Here is a 21,806-nt window from a genome sequence, read left to right as displayed (position 1 = left end):
TTATGGTGCAAAGCTCTAGTACATGATAACATGATTGAAAATGAATTCATGGGATGGAGCAATTACGTTGGAAACGGAATTAGATTTGTTTAAATGGAAGCAGTACGAATCAGAGGTTATCTTGCTAACAGTAAGATGGTATTTGAAATATAGCCTAAGTTATCGTGATCTAATGGAGATGATGGAAGAACAAGGACTACATATGGCTCATACAACCATCATGCGATGGGCTCATGAATTTGGGCCGGAATTAGACAAGCGAATTCGTCCCTATTTGAAACCGACCAATGATTCCTATAGGACGGATGAGACCTATATTAAAATCAAAGGACAATGGAAATATCTTTATAGAGCAGTGGATTTAAAGGGAAATACGATTGATTTCATGTTGTCTGAAAACCGAGACGCCCCTGCAGCCAAACGATTTTTCAAGAAAGCGTTGAATTCACCACACAATCAATCGCCGCGCGTGATCACCGTCGATAAAAACCCAGCTTACCCTACCGCAGTCCAGCAATTGAAGGACGAGAAAGCTATGAATCAAGAAACAGTACTGCGACAAAAGAAATATCTCAACAATATTATTGAACAAGATCACCGATTCCTAAAGAAAGTCATTAAACCAATGCTGGGATAGAAGTCTTTCGGTACTGCAGAGAAAACAATTGCTGGGATAGAAGTCATGCCTATGATAAAGAAAGGGCAGGTCGAATGCAATCATTCGTCTGTCCTTTCTGCAGTTGAATTAATCAATAAAATGTTTGGTTTGATAGCATAGTCAAGCAACAATATGGTGACTATCTTTGATCTGTTTTAATCGTTGCACCAAAACCGGGGAGTATCAGACCGGCTTCATTCCGGGGGCGAAAAATATTCCCTTGTCCCAGTTGAGTCGCCGGATTGATGAAATCCCGAAGGATCGTGATCTCCTTCTATATTGCAGAAGCGGTATGCGAAGCAAAAGTGTGGCACGTATTCTTCGAAAAAGGGGTTTCGTCCGGTTGATCCTTTTACAAGGCGGCATTAATGCCTGGAGTGGTCAACTGATTCGTCCTAAATAACTTTTCATTTTATAATATTTAGGTCGACTGGGAATTCTAAACTCGCTGAATATTCTAGAACGATTGCTGCGAGGTGTAATAAATCATGGTAATCCTTCTTCGCTAACGGTTACTGCAGGAACAGCAACGGTACGCATTATGCGTAGTGAGACACATAAAACTGGGTTTGACAAAGCAGATTGCTTTTAGTATACTGTTTTATACAGTATACTAATTATAACAGTATATTAATAGGTGGCAGCGCGCAGCCTTCGAGGCAGCCGGTGACCCGCCGAGACCTATCCTAGGGAGGAGAATCACGATTATGCAGGATATTGCCCAAGCCAAGAGCAACATCATGAAAGCAGCCGAGAGCTTATTTAAAGCGAATGTCATGTTCCGCAGCGAGCATGCCAATTTATCGGCGAAGGTCGCTGACGATCACATTGTACTAACAAAGGGCGGCAGCATCGCCCAGCTAACCACAGATAGCTTCGCTGTTGTAAGGCTGGACGGCACCGTAGTCGATGGCGAGATTGACCCGGTCACCGCCGAAATTGTGGAGATGCATACCGCGATATATCGGGCCCGCCCATCCGTAGGGGCGGTCTTTCATAACCATGCGCCTCATGTAACGGCTTTTGCTGTCGCGCAACAGCCGATTCCGCTCGTCTATGAGCCGCTTCTGCGCTTCGGCATAACCGAGCCTGTGCCTGTGGTGCCTTGGGCGCCGCGCGGCTCCGAGGCTTCGGTACAGGGTATTGTCGACATTGTCCGTGAGCATCCGGGCTTGCCGGCCGTCATGCTGGCGAACCATGGGCTTATCGCTTTCTCGGCGAATCCTCAACAAACAGCGCAAGTCATTATTACGTTGAACGAAGCAGCGGAGCTTACTCTCCTCGCAAGCCAGCTTGGCGGTGCTCAGCCGCTGGCCGAGCAAGCGGTTGAGCAGGTTCGCAGCCGGATGAAGCAATTCGCGTCAGCAGATTCTCTCCGTTAATGACGGTAGAAGCCATATGAACAAGAAGGGCCGCTCTTCGCGGCCCTTTTACATGCGAGGAGTGAACTGCATGGAGTCTAAAAGCGCTGGCAAGCAAAATCGCCATCTCCCGGCTTTTTTACTGTTATTTTTGCTGGATGGAGATGCTCACGGCGGGGCTTTATGGAATCGGATGGAAGAAATTACGCCGCCGGAATGGAAGATCGACAGCGGAGCCATCTACCGGGCGCTTCGCGATCTGGAAGAGAACGAAGCGGTCACCTCTTATTGGGACACGACCGAAGCCGGACCCGCTAAGCGCATATATCAGCTTACCGAGAAGGGGAAGATAGAGCTGGACGGATGGTTTCGGGATATCGTGATTCGCAAGCGGAATTTGGATTATTTCATCACTCAATACGAGCAGAAACGGGGCGGAGACACATGAAGCATTGGGGTAAAAACGTCAGAGGCCGCTTGTCGTCTTACTCCTGGTATCCGTGGCTTGTCTTCTTCTCGGTAACGACCGGGACGTTCATGGTGAACGTGGACAGTAGTATCCTCAACGTGGCTTTGCCGGTGCTGGGCAAGACATTTGAGGCGCCGCCGCATATGGTGCAGTGGGTCATAACCGGGTACTTGCTCGTTATTACATCTATTCTTCCAGTCATTGGACGGCTATCCGACTTAAAGGGCCGCAAATATTTCTTTGTCTCCGGGGTCGGCTTATTCACCATAGGCTCCGTCCTGACCGCCTTCTCGCCGACCCTGCTATGGATGGTTCTGTTTCGGATCGTGCAGGGGGTTGGCGGGGGCATGATCATGGGTAATGTGATGTCCATTGTGGCCGATACATTCCCGCGCGGCAAGCGAGGACGGCCATTAGGGATTATCGGCAGCATTGTAGCGGCGGGAACGATTGCCGGACCGGCACTTGGCGGAATGCTCATCGCCGCATGGGGCTGGCGCTCGATCTTCTGGATCAATGTTCCCATTGGCTTGATATCGGTTGCAGCAAGCTCCATCCTTCTCGCTCCGCCGATCAGGAAAGGCGAGGCTGCGGAAGAAGGTGATGCTGCCCAATTCGACTTTATCGGAGGAGTAGTCTTCTTTGCTGCGGTGACCTCGCTGCTGCTCCTCATTTCTAACGGGTATCAATGGGGCTGGATGAGCGGTCCCGGATTGCTAATGCTTGGAATCGCGGCAGGCGGATGGGGTGGATTTATTTGGAGAGAGTGGTCTACGGACAATCCTTTGATCGATTTATCGCTATTCGGTAATCTTCGATTTACAATTGGCAACATCACCGGCTTCCTATCCTTCATTCTCATGATGCTCCCATCGATTCTGCTTCCGCTCTTTCTGGATCATGTTCGGCATATTTCGATTTCCAACATCGGCTTAATCATGAGCGTTCAGGCGATAGCGATAATTATCTCATCCCCCCTCAGCGGTTGGGTGGCGGATCGTTATGGAAATGCCTGGCCCTCGATTGCCGGATTGTCGGCTGCCGCTGCAGCTTTGGGGTTGATGTCGCGGTTTGGCGGCGGAACTTCGGTTATGGAGGTGGTGCTGACCCTCGGACTGTTCGGAACTGGGATGGGCTTCTTTCAATCCCCGAACAACGTCGCTGTGCTGGAGAGCGTACCATCGAGCAAAACAGGACTGACAGGCTCCCTTATGGCGACAATTCGAAATTTTGGCAGAGTCACAGGCGTTTCGCTCACCGTATTGCTGTTTCAAGTGGGGAGCGCAGGTCAGTCAAGCGCCGCGGGCTATCGGGAAGGAATAACCTTCGTATTTCTCATCGGATTGGCAATTGCGGTCGCCGCGATCCTGCTTGTGACAGTCGGGGTCGGGAGTGCGGCCGGAGGCCGTTATCAACGGGAAGTTCCAGACGCATAGCACTAAAAGATGAGCTCAGCAAAGAGCGGAACGGAGGCCGAAGCCTCCTTCCGCTCTTTTTTCTATTGAATTCGTGGTAAATAATGTCATAGCGTGGTACCCCACCTACACCTTTTGCTGTTATCTGCATATCCGGGTTTCTCGTCAATCTGAGCCACCCCCCGATAGGGTTGGCTTCAATTCGTAAGCTCCCGTCCGCTAACTCTGCGCTGCTGTCCGGTAGTCCGTCGGACTGCAGCTCATTACCATTCTGAATTTCCTTGCAAAGTAGTTCGCGTCTTGAATACCGACATGGGCGGCAATCTCTTGTACGGATAGCTCCGTTTTCTCCAAAAAATAAGCCGCCTTCTCGATCCGTACTTTATTTAAGAAATCGACAAAGCTTAAGCCCGTTTCTTTTTTGAATAAATGGGCAAAGTAATGGGTGCTCAAGTAACAATGCTGCGCAATTTCCGTTAACAGCATTTTTTCCTGATGATGCTCCTTAATATGGACGATGGCCGACCGGATGACGGGAGAGACCTCCAAGGCATGATCGTCTGCAACCTGCTTCACGAGCTTCCTCCAATACGTGCTCAGCTTTTTGACAAATTTATCATAGCGAATGGTGCTGTATAAGTCTTGAAGCATTCTCGCATTGTCCGACAGGATTTCCGAGGCGTTCCCGCCTAAATCGACAACCATCCTCGATAACGATAAGATCAGATCGTAAGCTTCCGATTTGAATCTGTCCACATTATGCTTATATGACCCAGCGAGCCGTTCCAATAATACGTTCAAATAGGCGACCGATCCGTCTTCATCGCCGATCCGGACACGGGACAGCAGCTCGACCTTTTCCTTAGGAGATACCGGCTCGATCCGTTCCTCTTGAATGCTTCTTTGCTGCTCATATTGAAAAATCATCCGGTTTCCTTGAAAAAAACGGTCGATCAATGATTCTTTGGCTTCTCCGTAGGAGAGGTGCAGCCGATAAGGATCGTCGTAATAAGTGCCGATTCCGGCCGAAACGGAAAACCCTTTCTTATCCACCAGCTGCTGCAATTTTTTAACCATGCCGACCAGGACTTGCTTATAGGCAGGATCCGGCTTCCCGTCTGCGCTTACATCCAGGAGCACGGCCAATACCCCTTCCCCCACCCATACCCATAAAAAAGGCAGAGCGAAGCTCTCATAGATCGCTTCCACCAGCTGCTGCCCGATCTCGATGCTCCATGGCAAAGGCTTATTCATGGCCAAATCGGTGTAACGGTCGATCGAGAGAACAATGACCAGCTGAGGGCGCGATTCGATGCCGAGCCGCTCACGCATGTCTTCGAAGTCCGCTTCATGGATTAACGTTCCGGAAATCAGAAGCTGGGAAAAAGCCGCCTGGGCCGTATCCAATTTCATGGTTCGAATCACCTGCCCGTCGATTTAAAAAAGGAAGCCGCTTTGCTCCAACACTTGGGAGAAAACCGCTTCCGTGATTATTTTTATTTTATCTCACCGATCATGTCTTTTACAACGTTTACATTTCCTTTTTCATTGCCGGATCCCGACACTTTCTTCTCCGTTATTTGCGCCGGACGGTCAACCTTCTGATCGTACTTCGAACGGTAAAACAGGTAGTAGACGCCATAGCAAGCAATGGTAAAAGGAATGCCGTAGTAAAGAGCGATTTTTTGTTCTTCATCAAACGCCAAACCGATTATAGCAACCAGACACAAGATGATGGCCAGAATGGGCACAAGCGGGAATAGCTTTACTTTATATTTCAAATCGTCCAAGCTATTCCCTTCGGCCATATAACGACGGCGGAACAAATATTGGGATAGAGCAACCCCCATCCAAACCAGAATTCCAGCGAATCCGGAAATACCGCTCAGCCACAGAAATACGGTGTCCGGAGCTACGATGCTTGTAATCAAGGCCACGGAAGCGACGATGGCGCTTACGATCAGAGCGCGAAACGGTACGCCGCCGGAAGACAGCTTGCTCAGGAATGGGCTTGCCATATTGCTCTTTGACAGTGCCCATAGCATTCGGGAGGAAGCGTATAAACCGGAGTTGCTCGCCGAGAGAAGCGCTGTCAAAACAACAAAATTCATGATATCCGCCGCAAAAGGAATGCCCATTTTATCAAAAACAAGCACAAACGGGCTATCCGTAAGACCGGCTTCTTTCCAAGGGATTAAAGAGCTTAAGATAAATACCGAAGCTACGAATAAAAACAGGATTCTCCATATCGCATTTCGCGTCGCCTTCGGAACCTCTTTCTCGGGATTTTCACTCTCGCCTGCGGCGACACCGATCAGCTCCGTTCCCTGATAGCTGAAATTCACGGCTACCATGGTCATGAATACCGGAATGAAGCCGTTCGGAAATAATCCTCCGTCTTGGGTGAAGCCTGAAAGAATCGGAGCCGAACTGAGGCCTTCGAAAGGGATGATTCCCGTGATCGCGGCACCCCCTAACAGTACGAACAAACCGATCGTAATGACCTTAACGCTTGAAAACCAGAACTCGGATTCGGCAAAGAGGCTCGCCGAAAAGGCGTTTAACAGGAACATGAATACAATGACAATTGCGATCCAGATCCAGGAGGGAATATGGGGAAACCATCGGTTCATCAGCATCCCGGCGCCGACCCATTCCGTGCCGACGGCGACAATCCAGTTGATCCAATACAACCAGCCGATAGTAAAACCGGTTGCCGGGCCGATAAACTTTGTCGCATAGACCTGAAAGGAGCCCGTCACCGGCATAATAACAGCCAGCTCAGCCAAACAGAGCATGACCAGATACATGAGAAGTCCGCCGGACAAATAAGACAGGAGCACGCCGCCGGGTCCGGCTTGATTAATCAAATACCCCGTACTGACAAACAAGCCGGTTCCGATCGCGCCACCCAACGAAATCATATACATATGCCTGCTTTTCATGGAACGCTTCAGCTGGTTATTGTTTTCTTTTATTCCGCTTGCCATAGGAAGAATACCCCATTTCGGATGAATTTATGTGGAAAGCGCTTTCAGTTACTTCGCAAAAAAGGGTTTCACCTTCCATATTCTTCACGACATTAAATATGATTATACCCGAACCCTAACACATCGTGCTCGAAGCCTTTTTTAGGAGCTCCAATCGTTCCGTAGATGCAGACGCTTAACCATTCTCCGGAATATCCCGAGATATCAACCGTTCCTCTTGTGATGCAAAAGGTTAGTCCGACGGTCCGCAGAATATCCCCGAATTGGACCGTTCCTCTCCCGATCCCCTGAATCGCTTCGATAATGGCATGGTATAACGAATGGACTTCCCTGTAAGAATTCGGATCGATCACCTTGTTCGATTTGGCGCTGGTTTCAATAGCCGTCACTACTTTTACCAAATCCATTGCGCCAACCTTTCCTATGGTATACCGGTATCCTCTTCTCTTCATTTCATTCTCAATGTCCGTACCCGCATCTTCATTGTGCAGCATGACCAAGAGCGAGGTTAGCTTTCCCATCGTATAATTGCTGCAATCGAATCGATTTCTTTCATTCGGGTTACTCATGGAAATCATCCTTTCTGGTATATAAGCTCCCCAAAAAAACAAAAAACTTCGCATTGAAGGATAAAAATCCCTTCATGCCAAGCTCGTTCTATTGACTATAGGCTAAATGGAGCACTAGGTTATTTGTTTTTATTATACCAGAGTACATCTTTATGTCAATATCAATAACATTCCATATGATGTACGGACCGTTTAAAGCCAAAGACAGGGCAGAAAACGGTCCTGTACACGTTTGAAAGACATCAAGCTATTGAATCTTGACTACCTCCGACAAGCTCAAAGCAATATCGGTTTGCCTCATCCAATCCGCTATCTTTTGAAAATCATCGGAAAGCACTCGATCCGCCTCAACGGCCGGGACAAGCTTGCGGCATTGGTCATAGAGCCATTTGGTCCCGAGCCCAAGCAGCTTAGGATCGCGGAAATCAGCCGCTTGAGCCCCGCACAGCAGCTCAATGGCGAGAACGGCGTAAGCATTCTCCACGATCTGCTTCGCTTTTCTTGCCGCAATGGTTCCCATGCTCACATGATCCTCCTGATTGCCCGAAGACGGAATGGAATCCACGCTTGCGGGATGAGCGAGCGACTTGTTCTCGGAAACGACGGCTGCGGCTGCATATTGAGCGATCATAAAACCGGATTGAAGGCCTCCATTGTTCGTTAGGAAAGGAGGAAGCTGCTCATTAAGGTGTGGATTGACGAGTCTTTCGATCCGCCGTTCGGAAATATTGGCCAGCTCTGAAGTGCTTACGGACAGATGATCCATCGGCAGGGCAATCGGCTGCCCGTGGAAATTCCCGCCCGAGATCACCCGCTCCTCATCTACAAAGATCAAAGGGTTATCCGTAGCCGAATTGATTTCAATCTCAAGCTTCTCGGCAATGTACGCCAGCGCATCGCGGCTTGCCCCATGGACCTGCGGCGCGCAGCGCAAGGAATACGCATCCTGCACTCTCCGTTCCCCCTGGTTCGTCATTAGCTTGCTTCCGGAGGTTAACCGTTTTATATTTTCCGCAGATTGGCGTTGTCCCTTATGCGGGCGGATGATATGGGTTAACGCATCGAACGCGTCCCGGACACCGAACAGCGCTTCGCAAGTCAATGCTACCGTGCAGTCCGCCCAGTTCGCCAAATTCATCGCGTCCCGGCAAGCCAGCGTACCTACCGCCGTCATTACCTGCGTCCCGTTGATCAGGGCCAGTCCTTCCTTGGCCTCCAGTGCTACGGGAGCAAGTCCGGCAAGCTTCATGGCCTGGCCTCCCGGCAGACGGTTGCCCTGATAGTAAGCTTCTCCTTCACCGACGAGCACGAGCGCCAGATGGGACAGCGGAGCCAAGTCGCCGCTTGCGCCGAGCGAGCCTTTTTCCGGTATGACAGGCGTCACACCTTGATTCAGCATGCCGACCATCAATTGCACGACCTCCGGGCGTATGCCGGAGTAGCCGAGCGACAGCGCATTGACGCGCAGCAGCATAATCGCTCTTGCGACTTCAATCGGGAACGGCACGCCGATCCCACAGGCATGGCTTCGAATGAGATTCAATTGAAGCGTTTTCGCATCTTCGCCGGAAATATAGGTATCGCTGAATTTTCCGAAGCCTGTGGTCAAGCCGTACACCACTTTTTTCTCGCTGAGCAATTTTTCCACATAGGCTCTGCTCTTCGCCATTTTGCGGATGCTTTCTTCATGCAGCTCCACCTTAGCGTTGAAGCGGGCAACCTGAACGACCTGCTCGATCGTTAATGCTCCTCCGCCTACTAACACTACGTTTTGTTCTTTCATCATTTGTTCAGTTATTAGCATATCCGCACCTGCTTTACAAGTAGTATAGGTAGCGGCTTCTAATGACTATTCGCTAAAGGCCATCAAACCGGGTTCTTTCCTAAAAAAACAAAAAAGAATGCACTTGGATAAGGAAACGGTTCTTCCCTCAATCAAAGCTACATTCTATTCGCTAATAACTATATAGAGCTTACTATTTACTTTACACCTTTGAAGGAGCACAGTCAACAACAATTTATCGATGGGGAGTCTATCTTTTCATATAGACGGCTAGTGTCCAAGATACGCCTTCTTGACGGTATCCTGCGTACGCAAATGGTGTACGGTATCGTGGAACCGGATTTCCCCGTGCTCCATTTCATATACGGCGAATAGGCGGATCAAAAGCAGCAGATGATTTAGCCGCCATTTATGGTAAAGTTCTCCACGATATCTAAGACGACAAGTTTAAAGGCCATCCTTTGCGGGATGGCCCTTACTTTGTGGAACAATGGTAAAAAGGAGCCCTTAGGCCCCTTTGTCTTATACTCATATCATAAAACATTTTTCAGAAAATAAACAGACTACCAATATTTATATAAAGATGTATAATAAGGATTCAAACTTTTCCGTAGAGGTAATTCCCTCGTCGAATATGAAGGAGGAAAATCCATGAGAGTTGGAACTGCTCGAGCTGCAGCGGCAGAGTGGGTTTTGCAGAACGCTAGTACGGAAGAATGGTTCATGGGGGCGTATTTCAGCGGCTCGACGATAGGGCTGCCTGATGACTTGGAAATGTCTGAGGCTTCCGATATCGATGTTGTGGTCGTTACCGAACAAGCGGAACCTCCGCTCAAGCTTGGGAAGTTCGTCTACCGTGATACGTTGATTGAGATCACGTATCTGTCATGGAACCAGCTTGCTTCTATCGAGGAGGTATTGACGTCCTATCACCTTGCAGGCAGCTTCCGCGTGGATACAATCATTGCGGACCCCACAGGACAGTTGCGTAGAATGCAAACAGAGGTCTCGCGCCACTTTGCCGAAAGGGTATGGGTTCGTCGCCGCTGCGAGAACGCCCGGCAGAAGATTGAGAACGGGCTGCGGTCAATCGATATTTCTGCGCCACGGCACGACCAGATCATGGCATGGCTGTTTTCGACCGGCGTAACCACACATGTCCTTCTCGTGGCGGCGCTTCGCAACCCCACTGTGCGGCTCCGCTACCTCGCCGCCCGCAACGTACTTAAGGAGTACGGCCGCATCGACTTCTATCCGGATTTACTAAGGCTGCTCGATTGTAATCATTTGACTCCCCGCGACGTCGAATATCATCTCGACCAACTTGCACGAACATTCGACGTTGCAACGGCAAAGGCCAGGACTCCATTCTTCTTTAGCACCGACATCACAACCACAGCGCGGCCGATTGCAATCGACGGAAGTCGAGAACTCATCCGGACCGGCTATCACCGCGAAGCACTTTTCTGGATCGTTGCGACCTTTGCCCGTTGCCACAAGATTCTGGCTGCAGACGCCCCCGATCAGCAGCTTGAACTCGCTCCGGCCTTTGACGCCATCGTCGCCGACCTCGGAATCACCTCATCCGACTCACTTATTCGTCGCGCCGAAGACGTCATTCACTTCTTACCGAATGTCTGGGAAACCGCCGAAGCCATCCTGTTAGCCAATCCAGGTATTGTATAGTCGTACATCCGTTTTTATAACCATGAGCGTTTTAAGAAAAGATAAACAACCTTAGTCCGGTAAAATTTCGAACTAAGGTTGCACAATAGCGGTTTTAAATTAGTGTCTACTTGAAAGGGATAACTTCAATATTGACGGCAAGCTCCTTTTCGCGATCTATCATTGAGTTTGAATCGTAACCGCTTTGGCTGCTTTATCCCAAGTCACCTTCGCGCCAAGCGCCTCACATACGAATCTGAGCGGAACCATCGTACTGTTGATGCCGGACGGATTTCTTACGATTTGGACCGGAACCTCAAGCGGTCGTTCCGCCCCGTTGACGATTGCCTTTGCAGCCCCTAGCGTGAATTGAAGCTTCGTACTCCCGTTTATTGCAGTAACGGATCTTTTGCCGCTATCCCATGTAACCGTGGCTCCCAGCTTTTCAAAGATGTCCCCTAACGGCACCAGCGTATTGCCGTCTTTAATGACTGGAGCCTGAACAAAGCTTTGTTCCTTATTATTCATAACGACTTTCACTTCCGGTACACCGGTCAGTATGGCGAGGCTATCGCTTGCCTGCTCGGCACGCAGCGGCATATAAATGGCGTGCTTTAACACCTGCTGCTGTCCTTCTTTACTAAGGATGAATTTCAGGAACTCCTCAAGCACGGGGTTCAGAGGCTTGCCCGGCTCCTTATTGGCGTTAAAGTAAATCAGGCGGCTTAAAGGATACTTGGCGCTGGCCACATTCTCGTAAGTGGGCGAATAATACGGGCCGTTCTTATTGTCCGCCAGAGCCAGCATTTTCACGCCCTTGTCGATATAAGCCAGGCCTGAGAAGCCAAGACCGTAAGGATCATCCGCTACCCTGCCGGCCGCCGGGAAAACCAGCTTGTCATAGGTGATGCCGCCGTCATTCCATTCGCCGCGCTGGCCGTCCCGGTTCAATACTCTTTGCCGGATAAATTCCTCGAACCCGTTCCATGGCTGGATTCCGTAGAGATGAATCTGTCTTCGAAAACTCCCCTCTTATCCTGATTCTGATTTCCGGATATTTTGAAGGAAGCGTTTTCATTTAAGACAAGCAGTTCACCGGACTTCGATACTTGCGACTGCAAATGCTGCTGCAGCGTGCGATCCGTAAATACAAATACAATCATATCGATCCCCTCATATAACGGATTGCCCGCTGGAGAAATCGCAGCCGTAATGGTCGAGCTGCCCGTACCCGCCATGATCCCGTCGTCTTGACCGCTGAATAATTGCACCTCATTTTTAGCGTCGAGCGTCTGCCTGTACCAAGGCGATTCTCGAATTACTTTTTCCTTTACATCTAGCGTACTCCGGTAATAATAAACGCCTTCGTTTTTATAAAAAAAGGCTACCGAAACCAAATCGGAGGCGTAGTTGTGGAAATAACCCGATAATTGCCGATCCAATTGCTGCGTATAGGAATTGTCTGATGGGGTGATTCCGCTGATGCGAATTTGAGACATACTGGCGCTGACTTCTCGATCATCAAGGATCGAGGTGATCGTCTTCTTGATGCGGCCTATATCATTGTCCACGGAAGCGGACACAAGCTCGAGCGTCGTCGTGGCGCGTGATGTAATGGTTTCCATTAGAATGGAATGGTAGGAGGTTGCCGATAGGTATGTAATTAGAAAGATAGACAGCAAAATCATGAGAACAACGGAAGCATACATCATTCTGGCTATGCCTCATCGTTGAAATCGAGGCATGGATAAATGCTCGTCCCACTGATATAACAAATTCAATCCCCCTAAGAGAAATCGTCCGGATGTCCGGACGGCTCTTTGTGCGGTACCCCCTATCGACGGTCCCCGGTTATTTGAGCACTCTTGCTGTAAACATGGACCTGGCCATGCGTGTACCTCTGCATGTAACTTCAATATCGATCTTGCAGAACCTGCGGCTTAATTCGATAATGGTGGGAATAATCTCGATCTCGTCATCGATTTGCAGCGGAACAAGGAAATAATTGGACGCGCTGTCCAGAATCAAATCTCCCTTTTGATATTCTTTAACCGTATAGTAAGCCGCTCGAGTCATTATCGTGCATAGCACGCCTTCGGATACCAGACCCTCAAAATTCGTCATCTGAGGGGTAATCGTACCTTTGAACAACAGACTTCCGTCTTTATTGCGGATTTCTTCCATGCCCGACCAGATCTGAACCTCGAAGGTTTCTCCGTTCTGAGGCTGCTTTTGCATGTACTGCATTGCCACCATAACGTCCTTGCGGCTGATGACTCCTACCATTCTACGTTCATGATCAACGACAGGCAGCAGTTCAATCCCTTCCCAAATCATCGTATGTCCGGCAGAAGCGATGGTCGCTTTCAAGCTGATCAATATCGGATTCTTCGTCATAAAAGACTCGATAAGCTGATGCTGTGCGGCTCCCATGACGTCTTTAGCGGTAACAATGCCGACTGGAATATTGTCTGCGTCAACGACAGGGAAGCGGGTATGCTTCGTTTCCTCCACCAGCTTCTGCATGTCCTTTACCGTGCTGCTTTCAGTAAGCGAGTAAACCGTTGCGTCTTGACGGACAACATCCTCGACTAACATGATTTGCTTCTTAATCAGCCGATCTTCTATCGCCCGATTAATCATGGAGGCTACCGAGAATGTATCATAGCTGCAGCTGATGATCGGCAGCTCCAGCTCGTCAGCCAGTTCCTTAACATCCGAAGTCGTATCAAATCCCCCGGTAATAAGGATGCCCGCACCTTGCCCGAGAGCGCACATATGGGCCTGAACCCGATTTCCGACTATCAGCAGATTTCCCGGTTCGATATACTTCAGCATCGCTTCGAACTGCATAGCGCCAATGACAAACTTGTTTAACGTTTTATTCAACCCGCCGGATCCGCCCAAAACCGTTCCTTCAACGATATTGACAATCTCGGCGAATGTTAATTTATCAAATTGCTGCTCTTCCTTTTTCTCGACTCGAATGGTTCCGATCCTTCTTTTGGTGCTGACAATGCCGAGACTTTCAGCTTCTTTAATCGCACGGTAAGCCGTCCCTTCGCTGACTTCCAAATCTTGCGAAATTTGCCTTACGGACAACCTGTCCCCAATATTTAATGCTTGAATATATTGAATGATTTGTTCATGCTTCGTATGCAGTGCGTCTTTTCCATGATTCATAGCAGCACCTCGACTAAACTGTTATATACTGTTTTCATTAATTATATAACAACAGTATAAAAAACTACAGGCTGTCGAGGAATCGGAATGCAAACAAAAAAGCGCAAGCTGGTCAGCCGGCGCCTTCATATTTGGACTCGTTATTCGATTTCGATTCCCGGGGTAAAAGCGAAATATAATGACATGTAAATCGGGGACAGCTCATAGAAAACCGTAGCACCGCATTCACTCAGTTCCGACGCCGTGAAATCATTTACTTTATTGTAAATTCGCGTTGACTGTTGACAATAAGTGTAGCCCGTTGGGATAACATTCCTTTCTACAGGTAATGCATTGCTTCTCATTCGCCGTTGCCTCCTATCGATTGTTTACTTTTTTAAAATCAGCGATCGGATAAAATGTTGTTTCTGTGCATTGATCGCATACACTGCGATAACAATCGGCCAGCTCTTCCAGTTTCTCGCCGCAGGCGGTACAGCATTTCGGCTCCAATGTCTCCCAAAATTGCGTTGATTTCAAAAGCATTTTTATCCCTCCTCCCCAATAAATTGTTCCATATATATTCCTCATCGTTTTTCATTATTATATAACAGTTATATTTTTAAAACAACATTATTTTATTATTATATATAATTTAAATTATTTTATAATTATTATCCATGCGATATTCTTTTGTTATATATAATAAATAATATTTCTTGTATTACACTTTTTCAAAAAAATGGCGGCCCTTTGGACCATCACGATTAGCTCACTTTTCCGATATCTATAATGGCCTACTCGATCCTGTTATGGTATCAGCCCAATCCGAAGCATTCATAGCCACATATATTGCATTAGCCTATTTTAGAACAGGAGTGAAATCCGATGGCATTTATATCTCCACCTGGACCGCCACTTGGAGCGGCCGGATATCAGGCCCCTCCTTTTCCCCCTCCATTTTTTGAACCTCCAATTCCTGCTTATATAGTTAGTCCTTTCACTATTTCTCGCTGCTTGTATAGATACACTTTTATATGGCTGATTAATAGAAATCGCTTCTGGTTTTATCCAACTTCAGTCGGACGTGCTACGGTCACAGGTTTTTGGTGGACTGGTAGAATATGGTTGCCCCTTGTGCTGGGTTTTAGAGAAATCGCATCATTTTCATGCTTTTAAAAAGGTCCTTTTCTCCCGCGATGCATTCTTTGCTGTAATGCATGAAACGAATCAAGGAGGGGCAGCCTGCCCCTCCTTGATTCGTTTCATAATAAGCTATTCACCAATTTCCCTCTTTCAGCTTCCGTTACGCAAATCTCATTGGATGATTTCCCCCTCCGCCTTCCCTTCAAGCAGGTATACCTTATGGGTAAACTCATTAAGCACGCTCTCACACAGACCAAGCTGATCCAAGGCTTGTGAATGAAGGGCGCAATTGAAAAAATCCCTTTTTAAAATTTTCCTGTGCCATCGTTTCAATTTGACCAGATCGGCTTCATTCTCCTCAACCTCATTAAATGTAAAGTTGCCTTTCTCCGATTCCGTCTCGATTTCTCTTAAAAATAAGCTGCATCCGCCAAGAAATTCGTTATATTCAACCGATCGCTGCTTATTAAACATTTCGACCAACTCTTCCGTTGAGGTTTCCGAGAATTGGCTCACCTCCAACAATAAAGACTCCCCGTCGCTCTCTTCGATCACTTGTTGTATTTGCTGCAGTTTCTTTTTAACCTCCGGGGTTAGGGGAGCTAAACAAACAGATTGCTGGATATACAAAACTCCCATTGATTTCAGAGTGCGCCAAATCCGCACCCGCAGCGTCGAAGGATCGGACGGGACCCGATATGAAAACAAGAGCCAGGACGAATCGTGGTTCATACATCGTTCTCCATTCGCATTGTTTTGCTTATTAGTTTAATTCTTCTTAAAAAAATACGCAACAACTGTTGCACATTCCCTTATCTCGTGATATTTTTGAATCAGGTGTTTCATTTTTGACTATAGGAGCGGTGACGAATGGCAGCAGCCATGAAGATGATTGTTTTAATTCTAACGTTAGGGATGGATACGCTTCTTATCTCCATGTCCCTAGGCTTCGTAAAAACAAAAGGGAAGCTAAAAATTGCACTTGTGTTTGCTTGTGCAGAGGCCCTAATGCCTCTGATCGGGCTGCTCATCGGGAACAGCTCAGGACAGTTGATGGGCCATTGGTCTTCTATCGTCGGTGGAATTTTACTCTTGGCGGTTGCCGTATGGTTGATCTTCTTCGAGGATGAAGAGGAGGAAGAAGAAAAATTGGAACGGAATCTGGTCGGATGGACGTTATTAGTAACGGCGCTCAGCATTTCCCTGGACGAACTGGCGGTCGGTTTCTCCATTGGACTCATCGGTGTTCCGATTGCATTGACCATCGTATTGATCGCTGTTCAAGCTTTTGTGTTTACTTCGATCGGTCTTGCCTTTGGGGCGAAGCTGAAGCCGCTTCTGGGGGAATGGTCCGAGAAGCTGGCGGGTACGGTACTGGGCCTTCTCGGTCTATGGATATTGGGGGAAGCCGTGCTAGGAATGATATCTGGCGGCTAGCTCTGCAGTTCACGCCCCGGTCACGGGGGAGAATGCGGGTTCCACTCTCGTATGCGTTCCGCCCCCGTCCATTCCGTGCTCCGATCCATTTTTTGGAGCCTCTTTCCGAATGATCTATTCGTTCATGTAAGCCATCACTTCGTCAAAGTAACGATCCAAAGATTGTGCCGTATCCACGATCAAATAAGGAGCGGACGGTCTTTTGCTCTTGCTGTTATCAATCGAAAGTTTGAACGTATGTAACACTTCAGAAGGCACTTCGGAAACTTGGCTTCTCATTCGCTCTCGTGTCTTCAGCCTCCTATCTACTTCATATAAATCATTGAGAAAGCATTCGACATATTTATATTTCGCATGATATTTCTCCGACAGCCTCGTTCCTTTCTCCAGCATCTCCGTGTACATGCACGGGCTATCAAAAATAACACTATGACCTTGTGAAAGATGAAAGTCGGCTAAGGCCCAGTCGATCGTGTAGGATATTTTGCCCGCGACTTTGGGGTCAATAACGGATTCCGAAGATTCTAATAATGCGGATTTGACAATATCATGGTCAATTACAACCGCACCTGTGTTTTTGGAAATCGCCCGGGCCAAAGTAGATTTTCCCGAACCGGGATACCCCGACATTTGAAGAAAAAACATAGAAACTCCCCCTATCGTTTAACTAGCTTACGAGAGAATTTAATAACGTGATAAAGGATGTAAGCTTATAAAATCAAGTATTGAATCATTGACCTACACCGGATGCTCTCTAAGCATATGAGGTCTGTGACTGCCGCCTTGAACGACAAGGTAACGTGAACCTTCAACCAGAGAACTCAAATATTTTATTCTCTCTTCTCCGACAAACGGATCATGCTCTCCGGTAATAAATAAGGAGGGACAACGAATGCTGCTAAGCTGCACTTCCTTAAGTTGAGGATACAGACGCCAATCCTTTGCTACCAACCGCATATGCTCTTGCCAATTACCTCTGTGTGCCTCCTCGTGTCTTTCAACCATTTGATTAATGATATCTTGCTTCCCGTGTTCTAATAACCATTCCGGCTCAAATTTCTCCACACCCGTTGGGTCAGCAAATCCGGCGGTTCCTATTGTAGTCAGGGTAGCAATTCGTTCTGGATGATCTACTGCACAATACAATCCAACATTCGCCCCCAAACTATAGCCAATAATATGTGCCTTTGAAATGTTGAGCGCATCCATAAATCCTAATGTATCCTCTACAAGCTGAGGCGTGCTCCATTCCAGGCTATCGCATCTGGTTCTCCCATGGCCTCTGAAATCCGGTTAATAACAAGTATAGTTCTTTTGAAAATCAAGCATTTGACACGCAAAGGCCAATATCCCTCTTGAGTAACCGCTATGTAGAAATAGGATGGGCTCACCGATACCCATTTTTTCATAAAACATGTCTAAATCTTTTATTTGGATGTATGGCATAGTATCCTCCCCCACTGCCGCGCGTCAGCTTTGATGGAATTTAACTTAACCTTTTAATAACGCAATGAATTCGGACGGTTTTGTCAGTTTGAAGTAGCCGGTAATTTTTTCACTAATGAATGGCGGAATAAACCATGTAGCGTGGTAGACGGACATTCCTACTGTTGCCGCCCCTTCCAGCTCATTGGAGCCCCCATCGCCTATAAATACGGATTCGAATGGGGAAACGCCCATTCTTTCGCAAGCCAAGTGATATATTAAAGGATTGGGTTTTGCCGCTTTAACCTCATAAGAAAAAATTGCATCATCGAAGTAGGGGGCTAATGCGGAAGTATGCCACGCTGTCACTTCTTCGGGCGTACAATTGCTGATCAGACAAGTTTTCATTCCAACCCCTTTAATTTGCTCCAGCATCTTCAAAATATCGTAATCAATAGGATTAAAAGGTATAGATTTGGACAGTATACGTTCTCTATGTAATGTGTCAACGATTTCATCGTTAACTTCAAAACCAAGGTGACTGAATATTTCCCGTACTACAGAAGGAAAATCAGGATAGGTCCCGTCCATTCTTTTTTCTTGTCTTTTACTCCATTCGCTATCAAATAATTTCGAATCCATTCCAAGCTGCTCGATTACGTAGGTTGAACGCGGAGCCTTCCTGTACCCATTCTCATATTCCGAAATCAATGTCTCGTACAAATCAAAAAAAACGGCCTTATGATCCAATGTGTTCACCCCCTACCATGATTAGTATAACTATTCTGGGTGATAATGGTTTTCCCTCCATATAACACAATAAAACGAGCAGGGTACGGCACCCTGCCCATAACATTCATATTTACGCTTGAGTCCAGCGACGATAAGCAGTCAAGCCACAGTTTTATAGCTTCACACCTAATACCCGGTAGCTAACGAGCGCAGGCTAGAGTCAGAAATCCTTCCAAGTAAAGTCCTTGCTTAATATACCGGCATAAACTTCTTTCATATTCCAATTTGCCGCTGCGGCTGCTTCCGGTTTGCGAAAACAAACCAAATTCTTATACAACACGAACGCTCGGCATATCGATGGTCTTGCCGAATGAATTCCGCACTTGTCATTCACTTGATCGTAAAATATGCAGGTACCATAATACCTGATCTGATTTTCCAACTCTAATCGATTTTTAGGAGACATCATTTTAATTTTCTTCTTTATATTCTTAAGCTCCTGCTCTGAAACAGGAACAGGACCGCAGCACATTCCCTTGCAGCCTTGACATGGAAGACTTTCCAAGTACACCCCTCCTTAAGATTCGGAGGATTATTGTTTAAATACTCATAATACCTATATACCATCCGTCTCAAGGGTTTTCAATAATAAAAAATTGAATTTTATCGCAAAAATATTCTATGTCAATATACCATTTGTGTCAATTGGATGAATTACAAGGTAACTTTCAAAGACTATGCCGCGTACTTCTCCAACCATTGCTCTTGAGGAAAATCAATGGAATGCGGTATGGATCTTGGTCCGGCAGCCATTCAAGTTATTATTTTCAGTTTTTATTCAGGATATACTAATAAATTTCTAACAAATTCAGGTTAAAGTTTTAATTATTGAATGCCTAATTATACGAATTCTCATATTCGATATACTCCACTCCTCCCTTAGGGCTAGCCGATACTCCAACTCTTTTGTGGGGCAATACAAACGAGTGGCTGCCTTGTATCTAGAATCGCGATCCCAGCGATTAAGGACATGGATCGGGACGGAGTGCCGACGTGCCGAAATAACAGTCGGTGAATAGGTCTGATCGTTTTTATTTTTATTCGATGGGGAGAGGAGGGGTATAAGAAAAACTCCTTATCGGAGTCGTTCAAAGAAGCCAGACCGTTTATGGCGGAAGTTTTTCTTGGTACAGAAAGTCGCAGTCCGCATTAATGCTTTAGCGAACTTAAACTTTCTATATCGTTAAAAAAAGAGCCGTCCAAGGGCGTCTCACGATTTTGCCGGTTAACTAAAATGAAAAGAGCAGGCTATCATGCCGCCCGCTCGTTAAAGTCTGCTGCTCCACATTACAACAAATCAATCCTTCACTAATCCTGTTCTCAATTGATTAACGCCAAATTCCAAATACCCTTTCAAACAGGTCAACATAAAAACCCAACCTTCTTTATTGTCTATCAATTTATGTATTAACTCCTCGTCGGCTTCTTGAAAACCTGTTTCGTTCACTTCAATGATTGTACTTGAAGGATCCAACTCTTTAAGCGTAATAGTAACAATATTTCCTGCATCGCCCCACTGGAATACGATTTTTTTATTTACTTCGATTTCCATTACTCTTATATTCACTTGTGCGTTGTATTCATCATATCTCAATGTTACCGTTTTATCCGGTTCCCATTTTTCAGAACTCGATGAGAACCAAAAATTTCCGATCTTTGAAGGGTCGACGAAGGCTTCAAATACTTGATTCGCTGGTTTTAATATTTTAACTTTCGTAAGGTTATTCATAACCTAACTCATCCCTCTTCCGATTGGATTCATACAGATTCCATGATGTCCCATTAAGCTTACCTTATACTTGATGTGATCTTAACTTTTTAGGTAGTTTGTTTGGTTTCTGACGGTGTGTCCTTATTAACTTGTACTTGGGCTTCCTCGGGATTTCGCTGATCGAGAGCAGCGGCCACTTGCTGCGAGGCTTGCGTCGAAGCTTCTTCAGCCAACATACGGCGTCTGGCAAAACGTCCCTTTAGCCAGCGCCAACCGCCGCCGAGAACGACTACAATCACAATCCAAAATTTCTTTAGCAACACCAACAGCGCAGCCAACAATCCAACCTTTTTGGCAACCGCCAGTCCTGCCCCGCCGAGAATTAGAGCCGTTAATCCATACTGCGACACCTTATCTTTGCTTCCATCGAAATCTTCATAACGTTGGCCTGCTTTTATTTTTAAAGCACTCAGTACTTGCGAAGAAACAATCTTCTCATCCTCTGCACGGTGCTCTGGGTCGGAAACCAGAATGGCCGATATGTACCCGGTTCGAGTTAAAATCCGTACGTCGTAGTTAACAAGCGGACGGTTTTTGGCGTCGGTAGCGGCAATTGACCAAGTGAGATAATGCGTGTTTTCATTATAGAACGGCTTCACATCCCAACCCGTTATTCGCAAATGCTCTTCAGGAGGGAGATCTTTGTTTCGTTGCTCTGTGCCGTCTTGATAGCTTTTCAAGAGAGCATTAGCATCAATGCTTTTCTTCTCATCGTCTTTGATATGCCCGGAATCCCGATATTCGAGAAACAAAGACCAGTTTTGCTTCGGATCGGCTGGATAAACACTGCCGATTTCAGTGCCGCTTGGCTTATCGTGGTTGTCCGTTAGCAATTGCTTCGTATCCGTCGCATTCAAGAATACAAAATCCTTCTCCAGATCGAGGGTTGAAGTGGGGCCAAGATCGACCGTTGTACCGCCCTTGATCCAGTGATATTTTGAGTTATTGGCGTTATTGGCGCTGTCCCCTTCCGCCCAGATTTGGCCTTCCATGATACCGAATAAGACAACAGCTGTAAGAAGCATTTTCCCCAAATTCATACATAGTCCCCTTCTCTAATTTCGAGTAAATTCGACATAATAGTATTATTTTACCATTTATTTTACTAAAATGGAATTTAAATATTGTAAAAATCATTCTGATGCGGCTCTGTAACGTTAAAA

20 protein-coding genes and 2 pseudogenes are annotated in these 21,806 nt (G+C 46.8%); 7 read left to right on the top strand and 15 right to left on the bottom strand.

Annotation, left to right across the window (positions count from 1 at the left end; all coding sequences use genetic code 11):
* Positions 1 to 67 precede the first annotated feature (67 nt).
* From O9H85_RS30340 to O9H85_RS30320, 5 genes and pseudogenes are all read left to right on the top strand, one after another.
* Positions 68 to 778, top strand: a pseudogene (locus tag O9H85_RS30340) (IS6 family transposase).
* 25 nt (positions 779 to 803) lie between these two features.
* Entirely contained in the window at positions 804 to 1,061 is a 258-nt protein-coding gene (locus tag O9H85_RS30335) for a rhodanese-like domain-containing protein (RefSeq protein WP_269885143.1), read from the top strand.
* A 304-nt stretch (positions 1,062 to 1,365) separates the two neighbouring features.
* Positions 1,366 to 2,040 (top strand): class II aldolase/adducin family protein, encoded by a 675-nt coding sequence (locus O9H85_RS30330; RefSeq protein ID WP_269885142.1) that lies wholly within the window; start codon positions 1,366 to 1,368, stop codon positions 2,038 to 2,040.
* A gap of 70 nt (positions 2,041 to 2,110) precedes the next feature.
* The gene (locus O9H85_RS30325) at positions 2,111 to 2,467 is read left to right on the top strand and encodes a PadR family transcriptional regulator (RefSeq protein WP_269885141.1); all 357 of its coding nucleotides are present in this window, start codon (positions 2,111 to 2,113) and stop codon (positions 2,465 to 2,467) included.
* Positions 2,464 to 3,924 (top strand): DHA2 family efflux MFS transporter permease subunit, encoded by a 1,461-nt coding sequence (locus O9H85_RS30320; RefSeq protein WP_269885140.1) that lies wholly within the window; start codon positions 2,464 to 2,466, stop codon positions 3,922 to 3,924. The genes O9H85_RS30325 and O9H85_RS30320 overlap by 4 nt, the downstream gene beginning before the upstream one ends.
* A gap of 198 nt (positions 3,925 to 4,122) precedes the next feature.
* Here O9H85_RS30320 and O9H85_RS30315 read toward each other — a convergent pair whose 3' ends face one another.
* The 4 genes from O9H85_RS30315 to hutH all read right to left on the bottom strand — a co-directional run bounded on the left by O9H85_RS30315 (position 4,123) and on the right by hutH (position 9,266).
* Positions 4,123 to 5,316 carry a helix-turn-helix domain-containing protein gene (locus O9H85_RS30315; RefSeq protein ID WP_269885139.1) on the bottom strand — a complete coding sequence of 398 codons (1,194 nt, stop codon included), beginning with the start codon at positions 5,314 to 5,316 and terminating at the stop codon, positions 4,123 to 4,125.
* Positions 5,317 to 5,399: 83 nt separating this feature from the next.
* Entirely contained in the window at positions 5,400 to 6,893 is a 1,494-nt protein-coding gene (locus O9H85_RS30310; protein ID WP_269885138.1) for an amino acid permease, read from the bottom strand.
* A 92-nt stretch (positions 6,894 to 6,985) separates the two neighbouring features.
* The gene (gene hutP, locus O9H85_RS30305) at positions 6,986 to 7,462 is read right to left on the bottom strand and encodes a hut operon transcriptional regulator HutP (protein ID WP_269885137.1); all 477 of its coding nucleotides are present in this window, start codon (positions 7,460 to 7,462) and stop codon (positions 6,986 to 6,988) included.
* Between the two features lie 247 nt (positions 7,463 to 7,709).
* Positions 7,710 to 9,266: a histidine ammonia-lyase gene (gene hutH, locus O9H85_RS30300; RefSeq protein WP_409348224.1), complete on the bottom strand. Its 1,557-nt coding sequence runs from the start codon at positions 9,264 to 9,266 to the stop codon at positions 7,710 to 7,712.
* Between the two features lie 630 nt (positions 9,267 to 9,896).
* Here hutH and O9H85_RS30295 point away from each other — a divergent pair.
* Positions 9,897 to 10,931: a hypothetical protein gene (locus O9H85_RS30295; protein WP_269885136.1), complete on the top strand. Its 1,035-nt coding sequence runs from the start codon at positions 9,897 to 9,899 to the stop codon at positions 10,929 to 10,931.
* A gap of 159 nt (positions 10,932 to 11,090) precedes the next feature.
* On the opposite strand, the gene O9H85_RS30290 is transcribed toward O9H85_RS30295, so the two are convergent.
* The 5 genes from O9H85_RS30290 to O9H85_RS30270 all read right to left on the bottom strand — a co-directional run bounded on the left by O9H85_RS30290 (position 11,091) and on the right by O9H85_RS30270 (position 15,950).
* The gene (locus O9H85_RS30290; RefSeq protein WP_269885135.1) at positions 11,091 to 11,861 is read right to left on the bottom strand and encodes a stalk domain-containing protein; all 771 of its coding nucleotides are present in this window, start codon (positions 11,859 to 11,861) and stop codon (positions 11,091 to 11,093) included.
* Positions 11,858 to 12,622 carry a hypothetical protein gene (locus O9H85_RS30285; RefSeq protein WP_269885134.1) on the bottom strand — a complete coding sequence of 255 codons (765 nt, stop codon included), beginning with the start codon at positions 12,620 to 12,622 and terminating at the stop codon, positions 11,858 to 11,860. The genes O9H85_RS30290 and O9H85_RS30285 overlap by 4 nt, the downstream gene beginning before the upstream one ends.
* A gap of 139 nt (positions 12,623 to 12,761) precedes the next feature.
* Complete coding sequence (locus O9H85_RS30280; protein ID WP_269885133.1) at positions 12,762 to 14,093, bottom strand: DRTGG domain-containing protein; 1,332 nt, start codon at positions 14,091 to 14,093, stop codon at positions 12,762 to 12,764.
* A 357-nt stretch (positions 14,094 to 14,450) separates the two neighbouring features.
* Positions 14,451 to 14,618 (bottom strand): protein YhfH, encoded by a 168-nt coding sequence (gene yhfH / locus O9H85_RS30275; protein ID WP_269885132.1) that lies wholly within the window; start codon positions 14,616 to 14,618, stop codon positions 14,451 to 14,453.
* A gap of 771 nt (positions 14,619 to 15,389) precedes the next feature.
* Entirely contained in the window at positions 15,390 to 15,950 is a 561-nt protein-coding gene (locus O9H85_RS30270) for a Chromate resistance protein ChrB (protein ID WP_269885131.1), read from the bottom strand.
* A 138-nt stretch (positions 15,951 to 16,088) separates the two neighbouring features.
* On the opposite strand from O9H85_RS30270, the gene O9H85_RS30265 reads away from it, so the two are divergent.
* Positions 16,089 to 16,655 carry a manganese efflux pump MntP gene (locus tag O9H85_RS30265; RefSeq protein ID WP_269885130.1) on the top strand — a complete coding sequence of 189 codons (567 nt, stop codon included), beginning with the start codon at positions 16,089 to 16,091 and terminating at the stop codon, positions 16,653 to 16,655.
* A 114-nt stretch (positions 16,656 to 16,769) separates the two neighbouring features.
* Here the strand turns inward: O9H85_RS30265 and O9H85_RS30260 are convergent, their stop codons facing one another.
* The 6 genes and pseudogenes from O9H85_RS30260 to O9H85_RS30235 form a co-directional block, all read right to left on the bottom strand.
* Positions 16,770 to 17,300: an AAA family ATPase gene (locus tag O9H85_RS30260; RefSeq protein WP_269885129.1), complete on the bottom strand. Its 531-nt coding sequence runs from the start codon at positions 17,298 to 17,300 to the stop codon at positions 16,770 to 16,772.
* A gap of 93 nt (positions 17,301 to 17,393) precedes the next feature.
* A pseudogene (locus O9H85_RS30255) lies at positions 17,394 to 17,936 on the bottom strand (alpha/beta fold hydrolase); the annotation flags it as partial.
* Between the two features lie 210 nt (positions 17,937 to 18,146).
* A complete protein-coding gene (locus O9H85_RS30250) occupies positions 18,147 to 18,830 on the bottom strand; it encodes an HAD family hydrolase (protein ID WP_269885128.1) in 684 nt (227 codons plus the stop codon).
* Between the two features lie 202 nt (positions 18,831 to 19,032).
* The gene (locus tag O9H85_RS30245; protein WP_269885127.1) at positions 19,033 to 19,377 is read right to left on the bottom strand and encodes a YkgJ family cysteine cluster protein; all 345 of its coding nucleotides are present in this window, start codon (positions 19,375 to 19,377) and stop codon (positions 19,033 to 19,035) included.
* Between the two features lie 792 nt (positions 19,378 to 20,169).
* Positions 20,170 to 20,601, bottom strand: a complete 432-nt coding sequence (locus O9H85_RS30240; protein WP_269885126.1) for an SRPBCC family protein — start codon at positions 20,599 to 20,601, stop codon at positions 20,170 to 20,172.
* A gap of 89 nt (positions 20,602 to 20,690) precedes the next feature.
* Positions 20,691 to 21,683 (bottom strand): DUF2167 domain-containing protein, encoded by a 993-nt coding sequence (locus O9H85_RS30235; protein WP_269885125.1) that lies wholly within the window; start codon positions 21,681 to 21,683, stop codon positions 20,691 to 20,693.
* Positions 21,684 to 21,806: the final 123 nt, after the last annotated feature.

It is taken from the genome of Paenibacillus gyeongsangnamensis, from assembly GCF_027533625.1.
GTDB classification, from domain to species: domain Bacteria; phylum Bacillota; class Bacilli; order Paenibacillales; family NBRC-103111; genus Paenibacillus_G; species Paenibacillus_G gyeongsangnamensis.
Note: the sequence above shows the minus strand (reverse complement) of the source record. Positions and strands in the feature narration are given on the sequence as shown.

Excerpts from the sequence above, each read along its gene's own strand:
- hutP (WP_269885137.1), bottom strand. The coding sequence starts at position 7,462 with ATGAGTAACCCGAATGAAAGAAATCGATTCGATTGCAGCAATTATACG.
- O9H85_RS30320 (WP_269885140.1), top strand. The coding sequence starts at position 2,464 with ATGAAGCATTGGGGTAAAAACGTCAGAGGCCGCTTGTCGTCTTACTCC.
- O9H85_RS30325 (WP_269885141.1), top strand. The coding sequence starts at position 2,111 with ATGGAGTCTAAAAGCGCTGGCAAGCAAAATCGCCATCTCCCGGCTTTT.
- O9H85_RS30270 (WP_269885131.1), bottom strand. The coding sequence starts at position 15,950 with ATGAACCACGATTCGTCCTGGCTCTTGTTTTCATATCGGGTCCCGTCC.
- O9H85_RS30330 (WP_269885142.1), top strand. The coding sequence starts at position 1,366 with ATGCAGGATATTGCCCAAGCCAAGAGCAACATCATGAAAGCAGCCGAG.
- O9H85_RS30295 (WP_269885136.1), top strand. The coding sequence starts at position 9,897 with ATGAGAGTTGGAACTGCTCGAGCTGCAGCGGCAGAGTGGGTTTTGCAG.
- O9H85_RS30310 (WP_269885138.1), bottom strand. The coding sequence starts at position 6,893 with ATGGCAAGCGGAATAAAAGAAAACAATAACCAGCTGAAGCGTTCCATG.
- O9H85_RS30280 (WP_269885133.1), bottom strand. The coding sequence starts at position 14,093 with ATGAATCATGGAAAAGACGCACTGCATACGAAGCATGAACAAATCATT.
- O9H85_RS30260 (WP_269885129.1), bottom strand. The coding sequence starts at position 17,300 with ATGTTTTTTCTTCAAATGTCGGGGTATCCCGGTTCGGGAAAATCTACT.
- O9H85_RS30240 (WP_269885126.1), bottom strand. The coding sequence starts at position 20,601 with ATGAATAACCTTACGAAAGTTAAAATATTAAAACCAGCGAATCAAGTA.
- O9H85_RS30235 (WP_269885125.1), bottom strand. The coding sequence starts at position 21,683 with ATGAATTTGGGGAAAATGCTTCTTACAGCTGTTGTCTTATTCGGTATC.
- O9H85_RS30315 (WP_269885139.1), bottom strand. The coding sequence starts at position 5,316 with ATGAAATTGGATACGGCCCAGGCGGCTTTTTCCCAGCTTCTGATTTCC.
- O9H85_RS30265 (WP_269885130.1), top strand. The coding sequence starts at position 16,089 with ATGGCAGCAGCCATGAAGATGATTGTTTTAATTCTAACGTTAGGGATG.
- yhfH (WP_269885132.1), bottom strand. The coding sequence starts at position 14,618 with ATGCTTTTGAAATCAACGCAATTTTGGGAGACATTGGAGCCGAAATGC.
- hutH (WP_409348224.1), bottom strand. The coding sequence starts at position 9,266 with ATGCTAATAACTGAACAAATGATGAAAGAACAAAACGTAGTGTTAGTA.
- O9H85_RS30285 (WP_269885134.1), bottom strand. The coding sequence starts at position 12,622 with ATGATGTATGCTTCCGTTGTTCTCATGATTTTGCTGTCTATCTTTCTA.